At 72.7% G+C, this 21,703-nt stretch carries 19 protein-coding genes; 5 read left to right on the forward strand and 14 right to left on the reverse strand.

Going from position 1 to position 21,703, the window contains the following annotated elements; all coding sequences use genetic code 11:
• The first annotated feature begins 196 nt into the window (after window positions 1–196).
• Window positions 197–832 (forward strand): FMN-dependent NADH-azoreductase, encoded by a 636-nt coding sequence (locus ABUW04_RS05135; RefSeq protein ID WP_380563121.1) that lies wholly within the window; start codon window positions 197–199, stop codon window positions 830–832.
• 35 nt (window positions 833–867) lie between these two features.
• On the opposite strand, the gene ABUW04_RS05140 is transcribed toward ABUW04_RS05135, so the two are convergent.
• From ABUW04_RS05140 to ABUW04_RS05155, 4 genes are all read right to left on the reverse strand, one after another.
• Window positions 868–1,464: a TetR/AcrR family transcriptional regulator gene (locus ABUW04_RS05140; protein ID WP_051725198.1), complete on the reverse strand. Its 597-nt coding sequence runs from the start codon at window positions 1,462–1,464 to the stop codon at window positions 868–870.
• Window positions 1,465–1,549: 85 nt separating this feature from the next.
• Window positions 1,550–1,954 (reverse strand): hypothetical protein, encoded by a 405-nt coding sequence (locus ABUW04_RS05145; RefSeq protein ID WP_380563123.1) that lies wholly within the window; start codon window positions 1,952–1,954, stop codon window positions 1,550–1,552.
• A gap of 76 nt (window positions 1,955–2,030) precedes the next feature.
• Window positions 2,031–4,337 (reverse strand): protein kinase domain-containing protein, encoded by a 2,307-nt coding sequence (locus tag ABUW04_RS05150; protein WP_380563125.1) that lies wholly within the window; start codon window positions 4,335–4,337, stop codon window positions 2,031–2,033.
• 48 nt (window positions 4,338–4,385) lie between these two features.
• On the reverse strand, window positions 4,386–5,195 hold the full coding sequence (locus tag ABUW04_RS05155) for an NRDE family protein (protein WP_380563127.1): 810 nt from the start codon (window positions 5,193–5,195) through the stop codon (window positions 4,386–4,388).
• 236 nt (window positions 5,196–5,431) lie between these two features.
• Between ABUW04_RS05155 and ABUW04_RS05160 the strand changes: the two genes are divergently transcribed.
• Window positions 5,432–7,045: an APC family permease gene (locus ABUW04_RS05160; protein WP_380563129.1), complete on the forward strand. Its 1,614-nt coding sequence runs from the start codon at window positions 5,432–5,434 to the stop codon at window positions 7,043–7,045.
• Window positions 7,046–7,138: 93 nt separating this feature from the next.
• Here the strand turns inward: ABUW04_RS05160 and argG are convergent, their stop codons facing one another.
• The 5 genes from argG to ABUW04_RS05185 form a co-directional block, all read right to left on the reverse strand.
• Window positions 7,139–8,584: an argininosuccinate synthase gene (argG, locus tag ABUW04_RS05165; protein WP_380563131.1), complete on the reverse strand. Its 1,446-nt coding sequence runs from the start codon at window positions 8,582–8,584 to the stop codon at window positions 7,139–7,141.
• 55 nt (window positions 8,585–8,639) lie between these two features.
• On the reverse strand, window positions 8,640–9,548 hold the full coding sequence (locus tag ABUW04_RS05170; protein WP_030253184.1) for an acetamidase/formamidase family protein: 909 nt from the start codon (window positions 9,546–9,548) through the stop codon (window positions 8,640–8,642).
• Window positions 9,549–9,592: 44 nt separating this feature from the next.
• Window positions 9,593–10,492, reverse strand: coding sequence for a PhzF family phenazine biosynthesis protein (locus tag ABUW04_RS05175; protein WP_380563133.1), 900 nt, complete (start codon window positions 10,490–10,492; stop codon window positions 9,593–9,595).
• 51 nt (window positions 10,493–10,543) lie between these two features.
• Window positions 10,544–12,328 carry an IS200/IS605 family accessory protein TnpB-related protein gene (locus tag ABUW04_RS05180; protein WP_380563135.1) on the reverse strand — a complete coding sequence of 595 codons (1,785 nt, stop codon included), beginning with the start codon at window positions 12,326–12,328 and terminating at the stop codon, window positions 10,544–10,546.
• 142 nt (window positions 12,329–12,470) lie between these two features.
• Window positions 12,471–13,031, reverse strand: a complete 561-nt coding sequence (locus ABUW04_RS05185; RefSeq protein ID WP_380563137.1) for a TetR/AcrR family transcriptional regulator — start codon at window positions 13,029–13,031, stop codon at window positions 12,471–12,473.
• Between the two features lie 84 nt (window positions 13,032–13,115).
• Here ABUW04_RS05185 and ABUW04_RS05190 point away from each other — a divergent pair, with 84 nt between their 5' ends.
• Window positions 13,116–13,964, forward strand: coding sequence for a patatin-like phospholipase family protein (locus ABUW04_RS05190; RefSeq protein WP_380563139.1), 849 nt, complete (start codon window positions 13,116–13,118; stop codon window positions 13,962–13,964).
• Between the two features lie 83 nt (window positions 13,965–14,047).
• Here the strand turns inward: ABUW04_RS05190 and ABUW04_RS05195 are convergent, their stop codons facing one another.
• Window positions 14,048–15,013, reverse strand: coding sequence for a TauD/TfdA dioxygenase family protein (locus ABUW04_RS05195; protein ID WP_380563141.1), 966 nt, complete (start codon window positions 15,011–15,013; stop codon window positions 14,048–14,050).
• Window positions 15,014–15,082: 69 nt separating this feature from the next.
• On the reverse strand, window positions 15,083–16,039 hold the full coding sequence (locus tag ABUW04_RS05200; RefSeq protein WP_380563142.1) for an MBL fold metallo-hydrolase: 957 nt from the start codon (window positions 16,037–16,039) through the stop codon (window positions 15,083–15,085).
• 211 nt (window positions 16,040–16,250) lie between these two features.
• Here ABUW04_RS05200 and ABUW04_RS05205 point away from each other — a divergent pair, with 211 nt between their 5' ends.
• Window positions 16,251–16,700 carry a nuclear transport factor 2 family protein gene (locus ABUW04_RS05205; RefSeq protein ID WP_380563144.1) on the forward strand — a complete coding sequence of 150 codons (450 nt, stop codon included), beginning with the start codon at window positions 16,251–16,253 and terminating at the stop codon, window positions 16,698–16,700.
• Between the two features lie 27 nt (window positions 16,701–16,727).
• On the opposite strand, the gene ABUW04_RS05210 is transcribed toward ABUW04_RS05205, so the two are convergent.
• Window positions 16,728–18,404: a dipeptide ABC transporter ATP-binding protein gene (locus ABUW04_RS05210; protein ID WP_380563146.1), complete on the reverse strand. Its 1,677-nt coding sequence runs from the start codon at window positions 18,402–18,404 to the stop codon at window positions 16,728–16,730.
• A 222-nt stretch (window positions 18,405–18,626) separates the two neighbouring features.
• Between ABUW04_RS05210 and ABUW04_RS05215 the strand changes: the two genes are divergently transcribed.
• Window positions 18,627–19,427, forward strand: a complete 801-nt coding sequence (locus ABUW04_RS05215; protein ID WP_380563148.1) for an SDR family NAD(P)-dependent oxidoreductase — start codon at window positions 18,627–18,629, stop codon at window positions 19,425–19,427.
• 82 nt (window positions 19,428–19,509) lie between these two features.
• Here ABUW04_RS05215 and ABUW04_RS05220 read toward each other — a convergent pair whose 3' ends face one another.
• A complete protein-coding gene (locus tag ABUW04_RS05220; protein ID WP_380563150.1) occupies window positions 19,510–20,622 on the reverse strand; it encodes a Glu/Leu/Phe/Val family dehydrogenase in 1,113 nt (370 codons plus the stop codon).
• The gene (locus ABUW04_RS05225) at window positions 20,619–21,692 is read right to left on the reverse strand and encodes an LLM class flavin-dependent oxidoreductase (RefSeq protein ID WP_380563152.1); all 1,074 of its coding nucleotides are present in this window, start codon (window positions 21,690–21,692) and stop codon (window positions 20,619–20,621) included. Before ABUW04_RS05225 ends, ABUW04_RS05220 begins: the two co-directional genes overlap by 4 nt.
• Window positions 21,693–21,703: the final 11 nt, after the last annotated feature.

Here is a 21,703-nt window from a genome sequence, read left to right on the forward strand (position 1 = left end):
GATCATGACTGACCTTGATCCACTTATGAAACAGACCGTGGCCCTTCGTCCGCGCGGGAGCGCATGCGCCCCAGAAACTTGAAACTGCCCTCAACTTATGCTTAAAGTTGAGGGCAGTTTCAAGTTATCTGCTGCGGCCGTCCCGCCTCCACGGCGGGAGGGTGCGCACGCCCAAACCCCTTTACGGAGTTGCGTCATGGCGACACTGCTGCACATCGACTCGTCCGCGTTCGCGGGCCAGGCGTCCACCTCTCGGGCCGTCACCGGGGCCTTCCGGCGCGCCTGGCTGAAGGAGAACCCGGGCGGCGAGGTGATCTACCGGGACCTGGCCGCCGTGCCGGTCCCGCACATCACCGCGGACGCCCACACCGCCGGGTCGCTCGACCCGGCGCAGCACACCGCGGAGCAGGCTCGGGCCTTCGCCGAACGCCTGGCCCTGATAGCGGAGTTGGAGGCGGCCGACGCGGTGGTCATCGGCGCGCCGATGTACAACTTCGCGGTGCCCTCCACCCTCAAGGCCTGGCTGGACCAGGTGATCCTGATGGGCCGCACCGCCGGATCGCCGGAGTCGAAGGTGGCGGGCACACCGGTGACGGTGGTGACCAGCCGCGGCGGCTCCTACGCCCCCGGCACGCCGCGGGCGCCGCACGAGCATGTGCTCAACTACCTGGAGTCGGCGCTGACGGTGATCCTCGCGATGGAGCCGACCTTCATCGTCGCGGACCTGACGCTGGCCGCCGACATCCCGGACCTGCAGCACCTGGTACCGCTGGGCGAGCAGTCGCGGGCCGACGCCTTCGAGGCCGCCGAGAAGGCGGCCCGCGCCGCGTAGCGAGGCACGCGAGGGGCGACGGCACCGGCGGGTGCTCAGCCGGCCAGCGGGTGGTTGTCGGGGCGGGCGCGCAGGCCCTCGAAGAGCAGCGCGAGGACGCGGCGGCGGCCGGCGTCGTCCCCGGCGCGGACGAGGTCGCCGTTGACCTGGAAGAAGCGGGCGATGTCGTCCATCAGGACGTCCTGGCGCAGGGCCCCCTCCGCGCGGGCGCCGGCGGCCAGCTCGGTGGCGAAGGCCAGGGACCGGTCGCAGACCGCCTTCAACGCGGGGGCGTTGGGGTAGAGGCGGGAGAACGCGTCGTTGAACGCCGGGTCGTCGGCCTGTCCCTGGCAGATCGACCCGACGTAGGCCAGCAGCTTCTCCCACGCGCCGCCGGCCGTGCCGTCCGCGGTGGCCATCGCCGCGCGCACCCGCCGGTCGGCGAGTTCGTTGACGACCTGGTCCAGCAGGGCGTCGCGGCTGCCGAAGCGGTTGTAGATCGTGCCGATGCTCACCCCGGCCCGCTTCGCGATCGTCTCCAACGGCGCGTCGAGCCCGTGCTCGGAGAAGGCGTCCGCCGCGGCCTGGCGCAGCTTCTCGACGTTGCGGCGGGCGTCGGCGCGCAGCGGCGGCGACTGGGGTGCCTCGGGCACAGCGCTCACCTCTCCCGGGTCGAGGACGGCTAAGTTGACGATGCCTTCAGCTTATACGCCCGCCGGGCCCCCGCTACGCGTCGAATTACGCCTTGGCCTTGGCGCCGCCGAACTCCTCGCCCGCCTTCAGCGGGCGGAAGCGCAGCGCGGACCACACCTCGTCGACGGCGACCTGGCTGACCGGGCGCAGGCCGAAGTCGGCGAGGATGGGCCACAGGCTGTCGCGGTTGACGTCGGTGCGGTTCGCCTTCGGGTAGGCCACCCAGAGCACGGCCCGGGTGGTGAGCGCCTTCTCGTCCTTGACGAACGCCGCGCGCACCGAGGCCGCGTCGTCCGCGAACACCACGGCTGCGTCCGCCTCCCCCGGTGACTCCGTCACCTCGGCGCCCTCGGGCAGTGCGCCCAGGAGGCCGGCGCGGTCGGGGTGCGACACCCATACGGCGTTGCCCGGCTTGATGACGAGCTTCTCTGCGACGGTCTTGGCGGCCATGGTCAGTTCTCCGGTTCGGTTCCCCGGCATCAGGCTAGTCGGTTCGGGGCGAAGTGGACTACGTGAGGGTGTGCGACTACGTGAGGGTGTACAGGGTGCTGTCGGCGGTGAGGAAGGCGTACTCGCCGTAGGCGGCGAGGTAGCAGGTGGCGGATTGGGGGGCGGCGAAGCGCCAGGTGCAGGAGCCGGTGGCGGCGTCCAGGGCGTAGAGGGTGTTCCGGGCGTCGAGGGCGTACAGGGTGTTCGCGCTCGCGGCCATGGTCGCCGAGGCCGTGCCGGTGTCCCCGCCGTCGATCTGCACGAACGGCTGCTCGCCCTTGACGGTCCACTGCACGCCGCCGTCACTGGGCCGGATGCCGTAGAGGGCGTTGCCTGCGGCCGCGAAGAGGCGGCCGGTGCCGGAGGCCAGCACCCGGCCGGGGCCGCTCTGGCCCAGGGGAACGGTCGCGACCAGGTCCTTGCCGGTGGCGCGGTCCAGGACGTGCAGGCCGTTGGCCACGACGTAGAGCTTCGAGCCCGCCGCCGCGTACATGGTCGTCCGTTCGCCCATCGGGGCCAGGCCCGCCAGGGTGCGCTGCCACTTCTTGGCGCCTGCGGCGTAGGCGCCGATCCGCAGGGCGTCGCGACCGCCCACGGCGATCACCACGGAGTCGGAGTCGCCGGGCAGGATCGCTCCGTAGTCCGGGCTCCACCGGACCGAGCTGGTGCTGTGGGTGCCGACGTCCACCGCCCAGATCAGGCTGCCCCGCTGGCCCCTGCTGTCGAAACCGGAGACGTAGAGGACGCCGGCCTGCTTGCCCTGCACGCCTGCCAGGGCCTGATCGGAATCGCTCGCGGCCACCTTCCAGCGCAGCGAGCCGTTGTCCGTGTCGATGGCCTGGAGCTCCGGGCTCCCGCTGCCCGTCGAGCCGGTGAGGTAGACGGTGCGGCCGTCGAAGTACGGGACTCCCGAGCCACCGTCGGCGCTGAGGGCGACGTCGTGCGCCCACAGTCGGGTGCCGTCGGCCGGGGCCAGCGCCCGGTAGCCGTTGCCGGACAGGCCGACCACGACGGTGCCGGAGCCCGCCGCGACGCTGCCGGTCAGGCCGGCGAACGTCGTGTGCCACAGCGCCTTGCGCTGCGGAGCATCGGCGAGGGGGACGACGACGCTCCGGCTCCGGGACGCGGACGGCGTGCCGGAGCCCTTCGCCGAGTCGCTGCTGCCGGACTTCTTGCCGTCGCTCGACAGCACGTAGGCGACGGCGCCCCCGCCCGCCACGACGGCGCCCCCGAGCAGGCCGAGTACTGCCCGGCGCGGGAGGCCCCGCGGCTGCGGCGCGAGTGTCGCGGCGGGCGCGGGCGAAGGGGCCGTCGGCAGCGTTGCCGACTGCTGCGTCGGAGTCGGTCCGGCGGGTGCGGCCGGGGCACCGGCCGACCCGAAGCCCAGCCGCGGGTCGACGCCGGACGCCGCCGGGACGGACGCCGCCGGGACCGTCACCGCCGTCGCCGGTGCCTCGAACTGCCTGCTGCCGGTGAGCACCCCCGACTCCGCCACGATGTCGGCCATCACATCGGCCGGCAGCCAGGCCCCGGCCACATCCGCGGGGTCGGCGGCGAGCAGGGAGACCAACTGGTCCGGGGACGGCCGCCCGGACGGCTCCTTGGCCAGGCAGGCGTGGACGATCTCGCGGAGCGCGTCGGGCAGCCCGGCGAGTTCCGGTTCCTGGCTGACGACCCGGTAGAGCAGGGCCGGGGTGGGACCGGCGCCGAACGGGCCGGTGCCCAGGCCCGCGAAGGCCAGGGTCGCGCCCAGCGCGAAGACGTCGGTGGCGGGGACCACCGTCGCGCCGGTGGCCTGCTCCGGGGAGAGGAAGCCGGGGGAACCGACCACGAGGCCGGCGGAGGTGAGGGCGCTGGTCTCGGTCGAGCGGCTGATGCCGAAGTCGATGACGTGCGGGCCGTCGGCGGCGAGCATGACGTTGCTGGGCTTGAGGTCGCGGTGGATCACCCCGGCCCGGTGGATGTCCTGGAGCGCCTCGGCGAGGCCGGTGCCGAGCACCCGGAGCACCTGCTCGGGCAGCGGTCCATGTCTGCGCACGGCCGCGCTGAGCGCCACACCGGCGACGAACGCCGTTGCCAGCCACGGCAGTTCGGCATCCGGGTCGGCGTCGACGAGCTGGGCGGTGAAGGGGCCGGAGACCGCACGGGCGGCCTGCACCTCGCGGCGGAACCGGGCCCGGAACTCCTCGTCGGCGGTGAACTCCCGGCGCACCACCTTCACCGCGACCGTGCGGCCGCCCGCCGAACGCCCCAGGTAGACGGAGCCCATGCCGCCGTCGCCGAGCCGCCCCAGCAGTCGGTACGGGCCCACCTGCTGCGGGTCTGTGCTGCCGAGCGGTTGCATGAAGGTGGCTCCCCGTGGTGATCGATGCGCACTGCCGATCGCCGTAGATTAGTCCACGGCGGCTCCGGCCGATGTCGGAGCGGACCGGCCGGGCATGACGTTCCACCACCCTTCGGTGGCGCCGGGGGTGCTGGTGAAGTCGTAGCGCACGGTGCCGTGGCCCAGTGCGAGCAGGGTGGTGGAGACCGTTCCGGCGACGCGGCCGCCGACCTCCTGACGGACCACCAGGGCGCGCGGGTCGTGCGGGTCCAGGCCGTCGCCGTCGATCAGCGGGAGCCAGGCGCCCCAGGCCTGCGCCGTGGAGCCGGACCCCGGCGCGGGACGCGGGGCCGCGGCCAGCAGCGGCACGAAGTGGGCGATCCTCGCCCGGATGGCGCCGGCGTCGGGGCCCGGTCCCGCCGGCAGCGGCGGCTCCAGTCCTGCCAGCCCGAGGTTGGTCACCATGTGCAGCCCCGGTCCCAGCGGGCGGTCGGCGAACGTCGTACCGTCCCAGCTGAGCAGCCGGACCTCGTCCAGGGTCGCGCAGATGAGGTGGAACGGGTCGTAGCGGGCGGTGTCGAGCTCACCGAGGCTGCCGTCGGCCGCGAACCGCAGCGGCAGGTCGCCGCGCGAGAGCCGGTCCTGCTCCGGGGCCGGTCGCCCGAAGCCGTTGAGCACGCAGCCCGCCCGGGGCACGCCGGGGTCCACCGCCAGCCAGGTCCCGCCCGCGAGCAGGTCCTGGCCGCCGACCAGTTGGGGGCGGTCCGGCCAGTGGTGCCCGGGCGGCACCGACTTCCGGTCGTGGAACTCGTCGCGGACGCCCGCCAGCAGGATCGGGAACGGGGCCGCCGGGTCGATGCTGATCACCGCAGTGCACATGACGCCATTTCAGCACTGTGTCGTGCAGCAGAGCTGTTCGGGGTACGACACGGAGCGGACCGGAGCAGGCCGGAGCGGACCGCAGCGGGCCGGGAGCGGACCGGAGCAGGCCGGGAGCGGACCGTATGGAGCAGACGGGTACACCCGTCGGGGTTGAACGTCAGGTCGGCCCGGGGCTTCGGGCGCCGCCGGCCGTAGCGTCGGGGCGGGAGCGGGACGAGAGGATCGAGGGACGAGTGTCGGACAGTCAGGACGCCCTGCCGGCGGCGTCGGCGGCCTCGGACGCGCTCACCGAGGAGCGCAGGCTCCGGCGCGATCTGGGCTTCTGGGGCCTGACGGCGATCGGGTTCTCCAACATCATCGGCTCGGGCTGGCTGTTCGCCGCGATGTACGCGGCGCAGACCGCCGGTCCCGCGTCGATCCTGGCCTGGCTGGCGGCCGGGGTGCTGTGCATGCTGGTCGCCCTGGTGATGGTGGAGCTGGGGGTGTCCCGGCCGGAGGGCGGCGGCACGGTGCGCTGGCCGCTGTTCGCCAGCGGACGGCTGGTGGGGACGCTGATCGGCTGGTCCACGCTGCTGTCCGTGGGCGGGACCGCCGCCGAGATCAGCGCGATCATGCAGTACGCCGGGCACTACCTCCCCTGGGTCTACCACGACGGGAACCTCACCGGCCGGGGGCTGGCCGTGGCGCTGGGGCTGAGCGTGGTGCTCACCGCGCTCAACTGGTTCGGGGTCAGGCTCTTCGCCCGGTTCAACAACCTGGTGTCGGTCTTCAAGGTCGTCGTGCCGGTGCTCACCGTGATCGCGCTGTTCGCCTCCGGCTTCCAGTCCGGACGGCTGACCGACGCCGCCCACGGCGGCTTCGCGCCCTACGGCTACCCGGCTGTGCTCAGCGCGCTGGCCGGCGGCGGCATCGTCTACTCGCTCAACGGCTTCCAGGCCCCGCTGGACTTCTCCGGCGAGGCCCGCAACCCCCGCCGCACCATGCCCGGCTCGGTGCTGGGCGGCATCGGGCTGGCCCTGGTGCTCTATCTGGCGCTCCAGTTCGCCTTCCTGTTCACCGTCCCGGAGCGGTTGCTGGGCCACGGCTGGTCGGGGGTGAGCTTCGACTCGCCGTTCGGTCAGCTGGCGCTGATCCTCAACCTGCAGTGGGTGTCCAGCCTGCTCTACGTGGACGCGGTGGTCTCCCCCGGCGGCTCGGCCTACGTCGGGGTGGCCATCGACGCCCGGCACACCTACGCGCTGGCCAAGAACGGCACCCTGCCTCGGTACTTCATGCGGGTCAGCGGGCAGCACGGGATCCCGCACCGGGCGCTGCTGCTCAACCTCGCGGTGATCGTGGTGTTCCTGCTGCCGTTCAGCGGCTGGCAGCAGATCGTCAGCGTGATGGGCGACATGTACCTGCTGATCTACGCCGCGTCAGCGGTGGCGGTCGCCGTCTTCCAGGGCCGCCCGGACGGGCGGTTGCGCGGCTGGGTGCCCGGGCTGACCTGGATCGCGCCGCTGAGCTTCGTGGTGGCCAGCGAGTTCGTGTACTGGTCCGGCTGGCACGATCTGCGGTTGGCGCTGCCGCTGGTGCTGGCCGGGCTGCTGGTCTTCCTGCTGCTGCGGCCCCAGCAGGAGGCCGGACGGAGCCCCGGGCACCGCACCGGGCCCTCGCTGGGCAGTGAACTGCTCAGCGGCTCCTGGCTGGTGGTGTACCTGCTGGCGTTGACGCTGCTGTCCTGGCTGGGCTCGTTCAAGGGCTCCGGCCACATCTCCGCGCCCTATGACTCGATCATCGTCGCGCTGGTGGCGGCGGCGGTGTTCGTCTGGGCGGTACGGGCCGGACGGCGCCTGCCGCCGCCCTGAGCCCGTCCTGCACCGACGGAGGGGCCCGGCGCCACGTCCATGGCGCCGCGCCCCTCCGTCAGTGCGGTCAGTCGGTGCGGTCAGTCCGTGCGGTCAGTCCGTGCCGGACTCCATCGCGGCGCGGTTCAGCGCCTCGTCGTCGCCGGACCCCTCGCCGCCGGCGGCGATGGCCTCGGCGCCGCCCTGCGGCATGGCGCCGATCAGCCCGGTCGCGGCCGCCTGGGCGGCGCCGACGGCGGGGTTGGCGGTGCCGATCAGGCCGAGGCCGGCGTACTGCTCCAGCTTGGCGCGCGAGTCGGCGATGTCCAGGTTGCGCATGGTGAGCTGGCCGATCCGGTCCACCGGGCCGAAGGCCGCGTCCTCGGTGCGCTCCATGGAGAGCTTGTCCGGGTGGTAGCTGAAGGCCGGGCCGGTGGTGTCGAGGATCGAGTAGTCCTCGCCGCGCCGCAGCCGCAGGGTGACCTCGCCGGTGATGGCCGCGCCGACCCAGCGCTGCAGCGACTCGCGCACCATCAGCGCCTGCGGGTCCAGCCAGCGGCCCTCGTACATCAGCCGGCCCAGGCGGCGTCCCTCGTTGTGGTACTGGGCGACGGTGTCCTCGTTGTGGATCGCGTTGACCAGCCGCTCGTAGGCCGAGTGCAGCAGGGCCATGCCCGGCGCCTCGTAGATGCCGCGGCTCTTGGCCTCGATGATCCGGTTCTCGATCTGGTCGGACATGCCCAGGCCGTGCCGGCCGCCGATGGCGTTGGCCGCCATCACCAGGTCGACCGGGGAGGCGAAGGTCTCCCCGTTGACGGTCACCGGGCGGCCCTGCTCGAAGCCGATCGCCACGTCCTCGGTGGCGATCTCGACCGAGGGGTCCCAGAACCGGACGCCCATGATCGGCTCGACCGTCTCAACGCCGGTGTCCAGCTGCTCCAGGGTCTTCGCCTCGTGGGTGGCGCCCCAGATGTTGGCGTCGGTGGAGTAGGCCTTCTCGGTGCTGTCGCGGTAGGGCAGGTCGTGGGCCAGCAGCCACTCCGACATCTCCTTGCGGCCGCCGAGCTCGGTCACGAAGTCCGCGTCCAGCCAGGGCTTGTAGATCCGCAGGTGGGGGTTGGCCAGCAGGCCGTAGCGGTAGAACCGCTCGATGTCGTTGCCCTTGAAGGTCGAGCCGTCGCCCCAGATCTGCACGCCGTCCCCGAGCATCGCCCGTACCAGCAGGGTGCCGGTGACGGCGCGGCCGAGCGGGGTGGTGTTGAAGTAGGCGCGCCCGCCCGAGCGGATGTGGAACGCCCCGCAGCTGAGCGCGGCCAGCCCCTCCTCGACCAGCGCCGCGCGGCAGTCCACCACACGGGCGATCTCGGCACCGTAGGCCTTCGCACGGCCGGGCACCGAGGCGATGTCGGGCTCGTCGTACTGGCCGATGTCGGCGGTGTAGCTGCACGGGACGGCACCCTTGTCGCGCATCCAAGCGACCGCGACCGAGGTGTCGAGGCCACCGGAGAAGGCGATGCCGACGCGCTCGCCGACGGGAAGGGAAGTGAGGACCTTAGACATAGGAATATTATGCATAAACGCGCATGGTCATGCAACGAGGTTCACCCGGACGGCGTCAGCCCAGCACGTCGAGCGGCAGGTGGGCGGTGACCACCCAGTTCGGGGTGTCCACGATTTCGGAGATCTTGAGGTCGCCGCTGACGCTGGCCAGCAGGTAGGCGTCCTCCGGGGCGAGCCCGCTGCGGGCGACCACCAGGTCGACCAGCGCCCTGGTCGCGTCCCGGGAGGCCCGCATCAGGTCCGGTCCGATGCCGGTGGTCGCCAGGGCGCGGCCGGTGCGGTGGGAGCGGGCGTCGGTCTCGACCACCGGAGTGCGTGGGGCCGCGTCTCGGAGCAGGTCGACCCGGATCCGCACCGTGGCGTCCGTCTCGATGCCGGTTCCGGCGACCTCTCCGTCGCCCATCGCGGCATGGGCGTCGCCCAGCGAGAGCAGCGCGCCCTCCACGCCGACCGGCAGGATCAGCCGCGAACCGGGGCCGAGGTGGCGGATGTCCATGTTCCCGCCCCAGCGGCGCGGCGGGATCATGCCGTGCGGGCCCGGTTCCGGCGGGGCGACCCCGATGGTGCCCAGCATCGGGGCGAGCGGGATCGTCAGGCCCGGGAGCAGTTCGGCGGAGCCTTCGGTGATCTTGGAGATCCGCAGGTGCGGCGCGGTGAAGTCGTCCGCCAGCAGTCCGAACCCCGGAATGCAGGCGGTCCAGCCCCAGCTGCCGACGGCGATGTCCAGGATGTCCACCACCAGGGCGTCGCCGGGCCGGGCCGAGGCGACGGCGAAGGGCCCGGTGACCGGGTTGAGCCGGCTGAAGTCGAGCGCTTCGAGGTCCCGGGGCGCCGAGCCGGGGTTGAGCTGCCCGCCGCTGGCCTCGGCGGTGTCCACCACCAGCTCCTCACCTGGCGTCAGTTCGGCCAGCGGGGGCAGGTTCCGGTCCCAGCTGGTGTGGGTGCGGGTGCGCTCGAAGTGCATGGCAGCGGTCCTCCATGGCCGGTTCGACGGACGATTCGGTTGAGTCAGCGGACGTGGGCGAGTACCGCGGTGCCGCCGACGCGGACCAGCGGACCCGACGGCCCTGGCCCCGCACCGGCGGTGATGCTGGCAGTGATGGTGGCGGGGGCACCGAGGGTGTCGCCCATGTCGACGGTGACGGAGTCGGCGCCCTGCCCGGTCGCCAGGTGCGCCATCAGGCAGGCGGTGCTGTTGGCGTTGGCGATGTCCTCCGGGACCCCGATCGAGGGCGCGAACATCCGGGCCGAGGCCCGGCCCTCGGCGGTCGGCACCGAGTGGACATAGCAGCCCAGCAGGCCGAGCCGGTCGCAGGCCGCCCGCAGCCGGTCGGTGTCGGGGACCAGCGCGGCCAGCGCGGACCGGGTGCGCAGCGGGACCAGCAGCCGCGGGCGGCCCACCGAGGCGATGGTGCAGGCACCGTCGCCGAGCAGGTCCGGGGTGACGCCCAGGGCGTCCAGGACCTGGGCGGTCTCCTCGGCTGCGGGTCGGCGGAGTTGGACCGGGCCCGGGTCGAAGTCGGCCCGGTACCGGGCCCCGCCCTCCCTGTCCCCGCCCTCCCGGACGGCGCGGCCGTCGAAGGCCCGTCCCGAGGCGCTCAGGGAGACCCGGTACTCCTCGGCCCCGCTGCGCTCGGCGAGCAGGGCGAGGGCCGCGACGGTGCCGTGGCCGCAGGCCGGCAACTCCCCCTCAGCGGTGAAGAAGCGCAGCGAGGCGGTGGGACGGCCGCGACCGTCCTCGCCGGTGGTGACGAAGACGGCGTGCGAGGTCCCCAGCGCCACCGGCACCCGCCGGCGCTGCTCCTCGCTGAGCGGGGCGTCGTCCAGGACCGCGGTCGGGCTGCCGCCGCGCCCGTCGCGCAGGCAGGCGTTCACGACGCTGACCGGCGGCAGGTGGTCCCGGTCCATCAGCAGCCGCGCAGGGGTGCGGTGTCGGTCACGCCGGCGAGCCTACCGTTCCTATTCACTGAGCTGTAGTGCATCCTGCGTCCAGGACTGCACCTCAGTGGCCTGCCGCGAACGGTCTTCGGCGGGCTGGACCGTTGCCTGCGGTCTTCGGTGGCGTGCATCGTGTGCACGATCCTCGGGGCAGGCGCGGGTTCTGGGTGCGCGGCCGGGCCGGGTGGGTGTCTGTGCGGCAGTGGGGCGATGGTCTTCCGTAACGACCCGGCCGCGCGTCGTCGCACGCGGCCCTCCCTTGCGGGTAGCGGTGGCTTCCGTCGTCTTGCGGGGTACGGTCTTCTCTGCCCTGCGCCGCGCGCCCAGTCCCTGGCCGCGCCTCCCGATCACGATCGCCGCGGCGTCATGACGGGACGTCTTGTGTGCTGCTGTACTGGTGGCCCTCTGCCAATAGGCGGCGCCCCAGCGGCTCGAATAGGCCGGATCGACCACGATCACCGCCAGATTGGCCCGGTGGGCCATCGCAACCAGCCGGACTGCAAACTTCGCCGTCGGCATCCCCGCCACCATCTTGCGAAACGCCCGTCCGGACGCCCCCGCCCAGCCGCAGGCCTCCCGGGAGGTGTCGAAGCCGAGATCCTCGATCACCAGGGCGGTCGCGCCAGCGGCCTTTGCGCACCGGATCAACTCCGAACAGGCCAGGCGCACCTGAGCGTCCCGGCGCGCGGAACTGCCCCGGTAGTCGACCTCGATCCGCTCCGGACGCCCCACTGGATTGCCATGCGCATCCAGCCGCCAAGCCGCCAGGTGATCAGCGTTGTGGTCGACACCGAGGATCCCGCCCGCGCGGGCGGCGCCCATCAACTGCTCGTCGTCCATTCCCTCGGGCAGGACGGGGCGCGGCGAGGTGAAGGCCGCGCTCAGATAGCAACGGCCCTCCTTGAAGCGAATGGTGTAGCTCACCGCTCGGTTCGCCTCGACCTGGCCGCGCCATTCGATGCTGCGGAAGGAGAAGGAGCAGCTCGCCTCAAGGGTGTAACGTCCGCGCCGGTCACAGTGCGCAGCAAACCGGGAGGCTACCGCTGGCGGCAGCTTGACCGTGACGGTGCCGCCCGGGGTGATGCTGATTGTCTCGTTTCCGTGGCGTTTACCGCTCTCGCCGTCGGCCTCGATCCGACACCGCGCCTCGAACCAGCGTCGCTCCCACTCCTGGACCACCATACCCGCCTGCTCCAGATGCAGCCGGGTATGCAGCAACGCGCGGCCGCCGCGCACCACATGTACCCGCCCGGCGAGCGCATCCGCCCCTACCGAAGCGGCGACCGCCTCCAACTTTGCCAATCTGCGCTGCTTACTCGCCCGGACCCCAGCGCTCGGATAGCCCAGGGTTCGGCTGATGACCTCGCATGCGGCGATCGGCACCGCCAGGCGAGATCGCAGCGTGGCGATAGCTGCGTGCAGCTGCGCCAGGTGCGCGGCCTGAGTACGGCGGGCCAGAGCCCACTGCTCGTTGTTGCCCCGGGTGATCGTGCCCGCCCACCGAGAAGACGTCACGGCTGTGAGCGCGCGTTTGCGCCGGGCGAAGTCCTCACGCGTATGCTCCTCGCCCAGGCGTACGCGCTCGGCCAGATCCCTGGCCGCCAAGTGCGTGAGAAATCCTCCCAGTTCAAGCAGGACCTCCGCATCCCGGGGCGAGAGGTGCAACCGGGTGCGCACCGTCAGCGCTCCCGAGGAGTCCGCCAGCCGTGGCGGAGCCAACATCCGCAATCCCGACACAGAACGCACCACCGCCACCGGCACCCACCCCCACCAGTCCGTCGAATCCGAGTCCGTCGAATGGTTCAACGACGCACCTCGCCGAAGGTCCCCCACTTCCCCTCAAGAACCTTCGTTCCCCACCCCACAGCGGCCGCCAGCGCCACGCGGACCGGATTCCATCCCTCGCCCGGGCTGTACCGTTCGGGCGTTGCCCCGGCCTCTCGTGTGTTCACTGGTTCAGGAGTTCGGCGAAGCGTTCCAGTGCCCGATCGGTGCGCTTGCGATCGCCAGTGGTGGTGAGGTCGAACAGCAGACCCCGGACAACGGCCATGACCAACGTCGGCGTGACGGTGTCGTCCGGGCCGGTGGAGACGTCGCGGAAGGCCGCGCCAAGTACAACGAACCAGTCCGTGATCGCCCGGCCCTGGTCGGGGTGGTTCTCAGGGTGGACCAGACCGTCGGCATGCACCTCGAAGAAAAGCCGGACGAACGGCGCGCGTTCGTCCGCGCTGATCCACGCCCAGATGCCACGAAGTCGCTCCTGCGCGGAGCCCGTCTTTGGCGGAAGGTGCTCGGCCAGCCGCGTCGCTCCTCGGCGACGCGCCTCGGCGAGGACCGCGGTGATCAACTCCTGTTTGCTGCCGAAGTCGTAGGTCAGCATCCGTGGGCTGGTGTCGAGGGCTGCGGCCAGCGGTCGCAGGCTCAGCCCGGCCAAGCCGTGCGCCAGCACGTAGTCGGTCGCCCGTGCCAGCGTGCGCGCGCGCCGGGCGGGATCTGGGGGTCGCCCCACGGTGGATCTCCTCGCAGCAATTCGGAACCGGAACAGCGTCGGCGAGTTTATGATACGACTGTTTCAATAACGAGGGAGGCTGCCATGCAAACCTTTGAACGGGCGCTCGTCCTGGGTCCCGGGAGTCACGTCGGCACTGCCTGGATGGCCGGGCTGGCCTACGGGTTGCGCCGCGATGGCGTGGATCTGGGCGAGGCCGACCTGATCGTCGGCACGTCGGCCGGCGCGATCGTCGGAGCGCTGCTTGCCACCGGGCAGGACCCGGGGCGGCTGGCAAGTGCGGATCGCCCGGCCGCTCACCGGCTCAACGCGGACCCAGCGCGGATAACCAAGGTGTTCGCCTTGCTCGGCGACCGCGGCCTGGAACCCGGCGAGGCCAGGCGCCGGGTCGGCCAGCTCGCGCTCGAAACCACCGACCCCGGGGCCGAGGAGTCGCTGCTGGCGGGGCGCGCCGCCTTGATCGGCGCGGACGCGTGGCCCGAGCGACGGCTCATGATCACTGCTGTGGACGTGGCCACCGGTGAGCCCGTGGTGTGGGACCGCAACAGCGGCGTGCCATTGGTGCACGCGGTGGCGGCGAGCAGTGCCTTCCCCGGGGCCGCGCCGCCGGTCGCCATCGACGGCCGGCGGTACATGGACGGTGCACTGCGGTCGGGAACCAACGCCGATCTCGCGACCGGAGCCCGAACGTTGCTCGTGGTCGAGCCGATGGCCCACCTGTTTCCCCGTGAGCAGCTCAACCAGCAGTTGGCGGCCATGGGGGCGGACACCGTGATGACCGTGGGCCCGGACCCGGCCTCGGTGCGCGCTTTCGGCTCCGACATGGCTGCACTCATTGCCTGGGAACCAGCATACCGGGCGGGTCTTAGCCAGGCCGGCAGCCTCGTCGGGCAGTTCCGCTCCGCGTGGAGGACAGAGGCCGGCGCGACCTGACCACCACTCAGCTCAGGCCCACCGCTCAGCCAACCCGGCGCCACATTGCCGCCAGACCGGTTCGGTCAATCATGGTGGAAGGGTCACTCCGCTGACTCCTGTCCCTGGGCCGGCGGGTCGCCGGCCACCTGGCGTGAGCGGTTTCCGTCCACGCCGACCGGGACCTCACCGGCGAGCAGTACCCGGTGCATGATGCGCGGGGCGTCGAGGTGCTCGGTGTCGGCGGGGGCCAGGTGGATGGTGGCGCGGTTGTCCCAGAACGCGACGCTGCCCGGTTCCCAGCGGAAGCGGACGGTGTACTCGGGCCGGGTGGCCTGCTCCAGGAACAGTTCCAGCAGCGGGCGGCTCTCGATCCGGGACACCCCCGCGATCCGCTCGACGTAGTAGCCGTTGACGAAGAGCAGGCGCTCGCCGGTCTGCGGATGCACCCGCACCAGCGGATGGACCGACACCACCGGGCGGTCCTGCAGTTTCTGCAGGTAGGGGTCCTTGCCCGGGAGCGGCAGGTAGCCCACGCCGTGCCGGTGCTCGGCCCACAGGCCGTCGGCGAACCGGCGCAGCGGTTCGGACATGCCCGCGTAGGCGGCGGCCAGGTTGGACCAGGTGGTGTCGCCGCCGTAGGGCGGTACGTCCTCGGCGCGCAGGATGGTCGCGGCCGGCGGGTCGATCCTGGCGGTGAGGTCGCTGTGCCAGCCGCGCAGCGCGGTGTGCCGGCGCCGGTCCAGCCAGTCGGCGCGCTCCTGACCGAAGCGTCCGGCCAACTCCCTGCGGTCCGCGGTGGTCTCGATGTATGGGAAGTCCGCGGGCGAGGCGCTGCCCCGCGACTGCGGGGAGACCAGGGCGCCGAAGCGGCGGGCGAAGGCGATGTGCGCGGCGTGGTCCAGTCTCTGGTCCCGGAAGAACAGCACCTTCCACCGGTGCAGCGCCGAGGTGACCCCGGCGACGGTCTCGGCGTCCAGCGGTCCGGCCAGGTCGACGCCGGCGACCTCCGCCCCGATGTGGCCTGCGGCCGGGCGTACGTCCAGTTCCCCTGTGCGGTGCGTGCTCACTCGCCCTCCTCGCGGTCGGTGCCCTGTTCGTTCGACTGATGATCAGTCTGGCAGGGCGTCAGGCCGCGGTCAGGCGTGGCAGGTGGGCAGCCCGCCGTGGTACTCGACCATCTCCCGGAAGGAGCCGAGGATGTCGATCGGAGCGCCCGGTACGCCACCCTCCGCCTCCAGCCGGGCGCGGTGCAGGTTGGACACCAGCCGCTCGGGGTCCAACAGGTCGGCGAAGCCGCCCAGATCGGCGTCCTTCGCCGCCTGGAGCGGGGTCAGTCCGGCGGCCCTCGCCTCGGTGTCGAGCTGCTGGATCCAGGCGAAGTAGGCCCGGTTGGCCGCGATGAGTCCCGGTCCGCCCACCGCGCCGTGCCCCGGCACGACCACCCGCGGGTGCAGTTCGGCGAGCTGGTCCAGGGCGCGCAGCGAGCCTTCGACCGAGCCCATCAGCGCGTACGGGGTCACCCCGGACATCACCACGTCCCCGGTGAACAGCACGCCCCGGTCCGGGATCCAGACCACGGTGTCGTTGGTGGTGTGCGCCGGGCCCACGTGGATCAGCTCGACCCGGAGCCCGCCCAGGTGAAGCGTGAGCGTGTCGCGGAAGGTGAGGGCCGGCAGCCGGACCGACACCGCGCCCCAGTCGACGCCGGGCCACAGGCCCTGCAGTCCCAGCCCGGCCTCGGCGCTCTCCTGCCGGGTCCGCTCGTGGGCGACGACGGTGGTGCCGGGTCCGAACAGCGAGTTGCCGAAGGTGTGGTCGCTGTGGTGATGGGTGTTCACCAGCACCTCGGGCTCCTGCGGCGCGACGGTGGCGAGCGCCTGGCGCAGCAGCAGGGTGCGCCGTTCGGTGGCCGCGGTGTCGACCAGTGCGGCGCGGCCCTCGTCCACCAGGATGCCGGCGTTGTTGAGGCACCAGCCACCGTCCGGCTGGATGTGGGCGAAGACGCCTTCGGCGACCTCCTCCAGCCTGGGGTGGGCCGGTTCGGGGCGGTCCGCCTCGGCTCGGGTCGGTCCGGTCGGACGGATGGTCACCATGGTGGTCGGCCTCCCTGGCGGGGCTGGGTCCGGAGCCGGGTCCGGGTCCGGGACGGGGTCCAGCGTGCCGGGGGCCGGTTCAAGCGGGCTGGAGGGCCGGTCCACCGCTGCTCTGCAGGCCGGTTGGACCCAGTCTCCAGCCCGCTCTGGAACGGTCGGAGGCATTCGCGGCCCGCGCCCGGCGGCTCGCGGCCCCGTACGGAGGACGCCCATGCCACCGACCCTGCACGCGGCCGGAGCGCCGGCCACCGCCGAGACCTACGCCGAGCTGCAGGCCCTGTACGCCCGCCAGGCCTGGCAGTTGGACGGCGCCGAGGCGGACGCCTTCGTGGCGACGTTCACCGAGGACGCGTCGTTCGCACATGTCTCCAGCGGTGAGGTGCTGGAGGGCCGGGCCGCCATCGCCGCAGCACTGGGCCGCACTGCGACGGCCCGTCAGGGTGCGGTGTACCGGCACTGGTTCAGCCAGCTGCGGGTCGAGACCACGGTCGATCCGGGCACCGTCCGCGCCTGGTACTACGCCATCGTCAGCGTCACCGACGCCGCCGGCGCGGTGACCTGGGATCCGAGCTGCGTGGTCGAGGACGTGCTGGTGCGTCGCGACGGCGAGTGGCTGACCAGCCACCGGATCGTCCGCAGGGACGACCTGCTGCTGCGCTGAGGCCGACGCCGGGCCTGAGAAAGCCGGTCAGTGCCGGCGCCCGCCCGGTACCGCGGCCAGCAGTTCACGGGTGTACTCATGGACCGGCTCGGCGAAGACCCGTTCGGTCGGGCCGGTCTCCACCAGCCGTCCGTCCCTCAGCACCGCCACCCGGTCGCAGAGTTGGCGGGCGACGGCCAGGTCGTGGGTGATGAAGAGGTAGCCCAGGCCGAGCTCTGAGCGCAGTTCGGCCAGCAGTTCCAGGATCTGCGCCTGCACCGAGACGTCCAGCGCGGACACCGGCTCGTCGCAGACCAGCAGGTCGGGGCGGAGCGCCAGTGCCCGGGCGATGGCCACCCGTTGGCGCTGGCCGCCGGAGAGCTCGGCCGGGCGCCGTTCCAGGAACCGTGCGGGCAGCGCCACCAGGTCCAGCAGCCGGGCGGCCTCGGCGCGGCGCTCGGCGCGGTCGCCGATCCGGAAGGCGCGCAGCGGCTCCTCGACGATCCTGCGGACGGTGAAGCGGGGGTCCAGCGAGGCGAACGGGTTCTGGTAGACCAGTTGCATCCGGCGTCGACTGTCCCTTAGTTGACGGGAAGTCAGCGAGGCCAGGTCGACGCCGTCGAGGCGGACCGTGCCCGCGGTGGGGCGGTCCAGCCGGAGTACCAGGCGGGCCGTGGTGGACTTGCCCGAGCCGGATTCGCCGACCAGCGCGAGTGCCTCGCCGCGGGCGAGGGTGAAGTCCAGACCGTCGACCGCACGCAGGGTCCGGCCCCGGCCCGAGCTCCTGGGCAGGTCGAAGTCCCGGGTCAGGCCCGAGACTTCGAGCAGCGGCGGGGCCGCGCCGTCGGTTCGGTCCGCTGTGGTGGCGGCGGCCTTGGCGGCGTCAGCCGGAGCCGTGCCGATGCCGGTACCGGCACTCGGGCTCCAGCGCGGGGCTGCGGCCATCAGTCGGCGGGTGTACGGGTGCACCGGCCGGTCCAGGACCTGTGCGGTGGCGCCGGTCTCGACCACCTGTCCCTCGGACATCACCACCACCCGGTCGGCCCGGTCGGCCGCCACCCCCAGGTCGTGGGTGATCAGCAGCAGGGCGATGCCCCGGTCCCGGGTCAGCGCCTCCAGGTGGTCCAGCACCCGGCGCTGCACGGTGACGTCCAGGCCGCTGGTCGGCTCGTCCGCGACCACCAGGTCGGGTCCGGCGACCAGGGCCATGGCGATCAGCACCCGCTGCCGCATTCCGCCGGAGAGCTGGTGCGGGTACTGCAGGGCGCGGGCGGCCGGTTCGGGCACCCCCGCGCTGGCCAGTGCCTCGACGGCCTCGGCGTGCGCCTCCCGGCCCCGGGCGATGCGGTGGATCCTGAGCACCTCGGCGATCTGGTCGCCGACCCGCTGCACCGGGTTGAGCGCGACCCCGGGGTCCTGCGGGACGAAGCCGATGGCGCGTCCGCGCAGCGGCCGCAGCGCGCCGTCGCCGAGCGCGGCCAGGTCCTGGCCGCGGAACAGCACCCGTCCGCCGGCGATCCGTGCGGTGTGCGGGAGCAGCCGGGTGACCGCCAGGGCCGTGGTGCTCTTGCCCGAGCCGGACTCCCCCACCACGGCGACCGTCTCGCCCCGGGCCACGGTGAGGTCGACCCCGTCCACGGCGGTGACCGCACCGCCGGTGCCGGTGTAGTCCACCCGCAGCCCGCGGACCTCCAACAGCGTTCCCCGGTCCGGTTCCTGCGCCATCCCTGCCCCGCCCCCGCTCGATCGCTCGCTCGCTCGCTGTGGCGCCGGTGCTCCGGCGGGGACGACGGTAACAGCGGCGGAGCCGCCGCCGGGAGCCCCGCGCGGTGCGCCACCAGCGGTTCTGGACCGTGCCTCCAGCCGCGACTGCGAGTCTGCCTGCTGCGGAGGTGCGTCCTCGCGGGCGCCCGCGTCCCTGGTCAGACAGCGGAAGGACAGCCCGAGGTGACTGCACATCAGACAAGGAACGCCCTGGTGACCGGTGCCACCAGCGGCATCGGACTGGCGATCGTCAGGCAGCTGGCGGAAGAGGGCCACCGGGTCTTCCTGAGCGCCAGGACCGAGGCGGACGTGGAGCGCACCGTCAAGGAGCTCCGCGGCCTGGGACCGGAGGGTCCGGGGCTGGAGGTGGACGGGACCGCCGCCGACGTCCGTTCCGCCGAGGACGTGACCCGGCTGGTGGCGGCCGCGACCGAGCGGTTCGGTCCGATCGACGTCCTGGTCAACAACGCGGGCCGGAGCGGGGGCGGTCCGACCGCGACACTCAGCGACGAGGTGTGGTTCGACGTCGTGGACACCAATCTGCACAGCGTCTTCCGGGTCACCCGGGAGGTGCTGTCCGCCGGCGGCCTGGCCGGGCGTCCGTGGGGACGGATCGTCAACATCGCCTCCACGGCCGGGAAGCAGGGCGTGGTGCTGGCCGCCCCCTACTCGGCGTCCAAGCACGGTGTGGTCGGCTTCACCAAGGCCCTGGGGCTGGAGCTGGCCCGCAGCGGGGTGACCGTGAACGCGGTGTGCCCCGGCTTCGTGGAGACCCCGATGGCGGGACGGGTCCGCCAGGGGTACGCGGAGCTGTGGGGGACGACGGAGGAGTCGGTGCTGGAGACCTTCGAGGCCAAGATCCCGCTGGGCCGCTACACCACCCCGGAGGAGGTCGCCGGGCTGGTCGGCTACCTGGTCACCGACGCCGCGGCGGCCATCACCGCCCAGGCGATCAACGTCTGCGGCGGGTTGGGCAACTTCTGAGCGCCGGAGCACCGATGCGAACGCCCCGGCCGCTTCGGCCGGGGCGTTCGCATCACCGCGTTCGGGTGTGTGCTGCGGGCGGTCAGCCCGCCAGGTGGATCCGGTGCAGCGCGCCGATGCTGGCCATCCTCCGCTCGGCCAGCAGGTCCGCGGCAGCTCCCGGGGTGATGCCCTGTTCGGCGGCGGTCCGGTAGACCACCCGGGCGGTGTCGCGGATGCCCAGCGCCCGGGCCCGGGCCCGGGCACTGTCGTAGCCGGCGAGCTCGTCCGCGACCTGGATCACCCCGCCGGCGTTGACCAGGTAGTCGGGCGCGTAGAGGATGCCCCGGTCGGCGAGGATCCGCTCCACCCCCGGCTCGGCCAACTGGTTGTTGGCGCCGCCGCAGACGATCTCGGCGGACAGCGTGGCGGCCAGCTCCGCAGTGAGCGTGCCGCCCAGCGCGCAGGGCGCGTAGACGTCCAGGTCCGCGCCGAGGAAGGCCTCGCGGTCCGGTGCCAGCTCCACCCCGCCGCCGCGGACCAGGCCGCGGGCCCGGGCGGCGGCGCGGGGGTCCACGTCGTGGACCACCACGGTCGCGCCGTGCTCCACCAGGTGCCTGACCAGGCGTCGGCCCACCTTGCCGGCGCCCTCGACGCCGATCCGACGCCCGGTCAGGTCGTCGCTGCCCCACGCCGACTCCGCCGACGCCAGGATCCCCTGCAGCACGCCCAGCGCGGTGAGCACGCCGGAGTCGCCGGCGCCGCCGTGCTCGGCCGAGCGGCCGGTGACGTGCCGGGTCTCCCGGGCCACGACGTCCATGTCCGCGCTGGTGGTGCCCACGTCGCAGGCGGTGATGTAGCGGCCGGACAGCGACTCGACGAAGCGGCCGAAGGCGCGCAGCAGCGCCTCCGAGGCGTCCTTGGCGGGGTCGCCGAGGATCACCGCCTTTCCGCCGCCCAGGTCCAGTCCGGCCAGTGCGTTCTTGTAGGACATCCCCCGGGACAGCCGCAGCACGTCCTGCAGTGCGCTCTCCTCGTCGGGGTAGTCGCGGAACCGGGTGCCGCCCAGCGCCGGGCCCAGTGCGGTGGAGTGGATCGCGATGATCGCCCGCAGCCCGCTGGCCCGGTCCTGGCAGAAGACCACCTGCTCGTGCTCGGAGCCCCGGTGCAGCAGTTCCGCTCCCGGCCTGCGGGCCGGCTCGGACCCGGTGCTCATCGCTGCCCGCGTTCGGAGAAGGCGGGGGCGACCCGCTCGGCGAACAGCCGCAGCGTCCGCTCGGACACCTCGGCGGGCAGGTTGCCGGAGTGGACGGTGAAGCTGAGGGTGACGTCGTCGCCGTACCAGTCGACGATCTCCTCCAGCTGGGCGGTGACCTCCTGCGGGTCGCCGGCCAGGATCTGGTTCTCCTTCAGCCGGCGGTCGAAGTGCAGCAGCTTGCCGGCCTCCTCCAGCCGCTCGTAGCCGGGGTAGTCGGCGCTGCGGGCCTTGCCCCAGGCCCGGGTGGCCTCGGCGATGCGCTCGCTGTAGGTCTCCTCGTCGTAGCGGCCGAGCCGGCGGGCCTCCTCGCCGTCCTCATGCAGGAACAGCGCGAAGCTGATCTGGATCTGCTCCTGTCCGGCCTGCCGGCCGCCGTCGACCCAGCCCTTGCGGTAGGCGGCGAGGATGTCCTGGAAGCCCTGACGGCCGGAGATGGCCGGCACGCCCTGCAGTCCGCGTCCGGCGCGTCCGGCGGCCTCGGCGGAGGCGGGGCTGGTCGCGGCGGCGACGAAGACCGGCGGGTGCGGCTGCTGGAACGGGCGGGGCAGCAGGGTGACCGGGCCGAAGCGGTGGAAGGTCCCGTCCCACTGCACGTCCTGCTGGGACCAGAGCAGTTCGACGGCGCGCACGCCCTCCTCGAAGCGGGCCCGGCTCTCGTCCAGCGGGACCTCGAAGGCGGCGAACTCGTCCGGCAGGAAGGCGCGTCCGAAGCCGACGTCGAGCCGGCCGCGGCTGAGGTTGTCCAGTACCGCGAGCCGGGCGGCGAGTTGCACCGGATGGTTGAAGGCGGGGATGACGGCTCCGGTGGCGACCCGGATCCGGCTGGTGCTGCGGGCGATCGCGGTCAGCAGCGGCACCGGGTCGGGGCTGTAGCCGCCGTAGGCGAAGAAGTAGTGCTCGACGGTCTTGACGTGCTGGTAGCCCAGTTCGTCGGCGAGCACCGCCAGCGCGACGGCCTCGTCGTAGTAGTCGGCGGCGGACTTGTGCTCCGGACCGACGGTCGGGAAGAAGGTGATGCCGAATCTCATGGTCGCCCCTA

It is taken from the genome of Streptacidiphilus jeojiensis (assembly GCF_042510965.1).
GTDB classification, from domain to species: Bacteria; Actinomycetota; Actinomycetes; order Streptomycetales; family Streptomycetaceae; genus Streptacidiphilus; species Streptacidiphilus jeojiensis.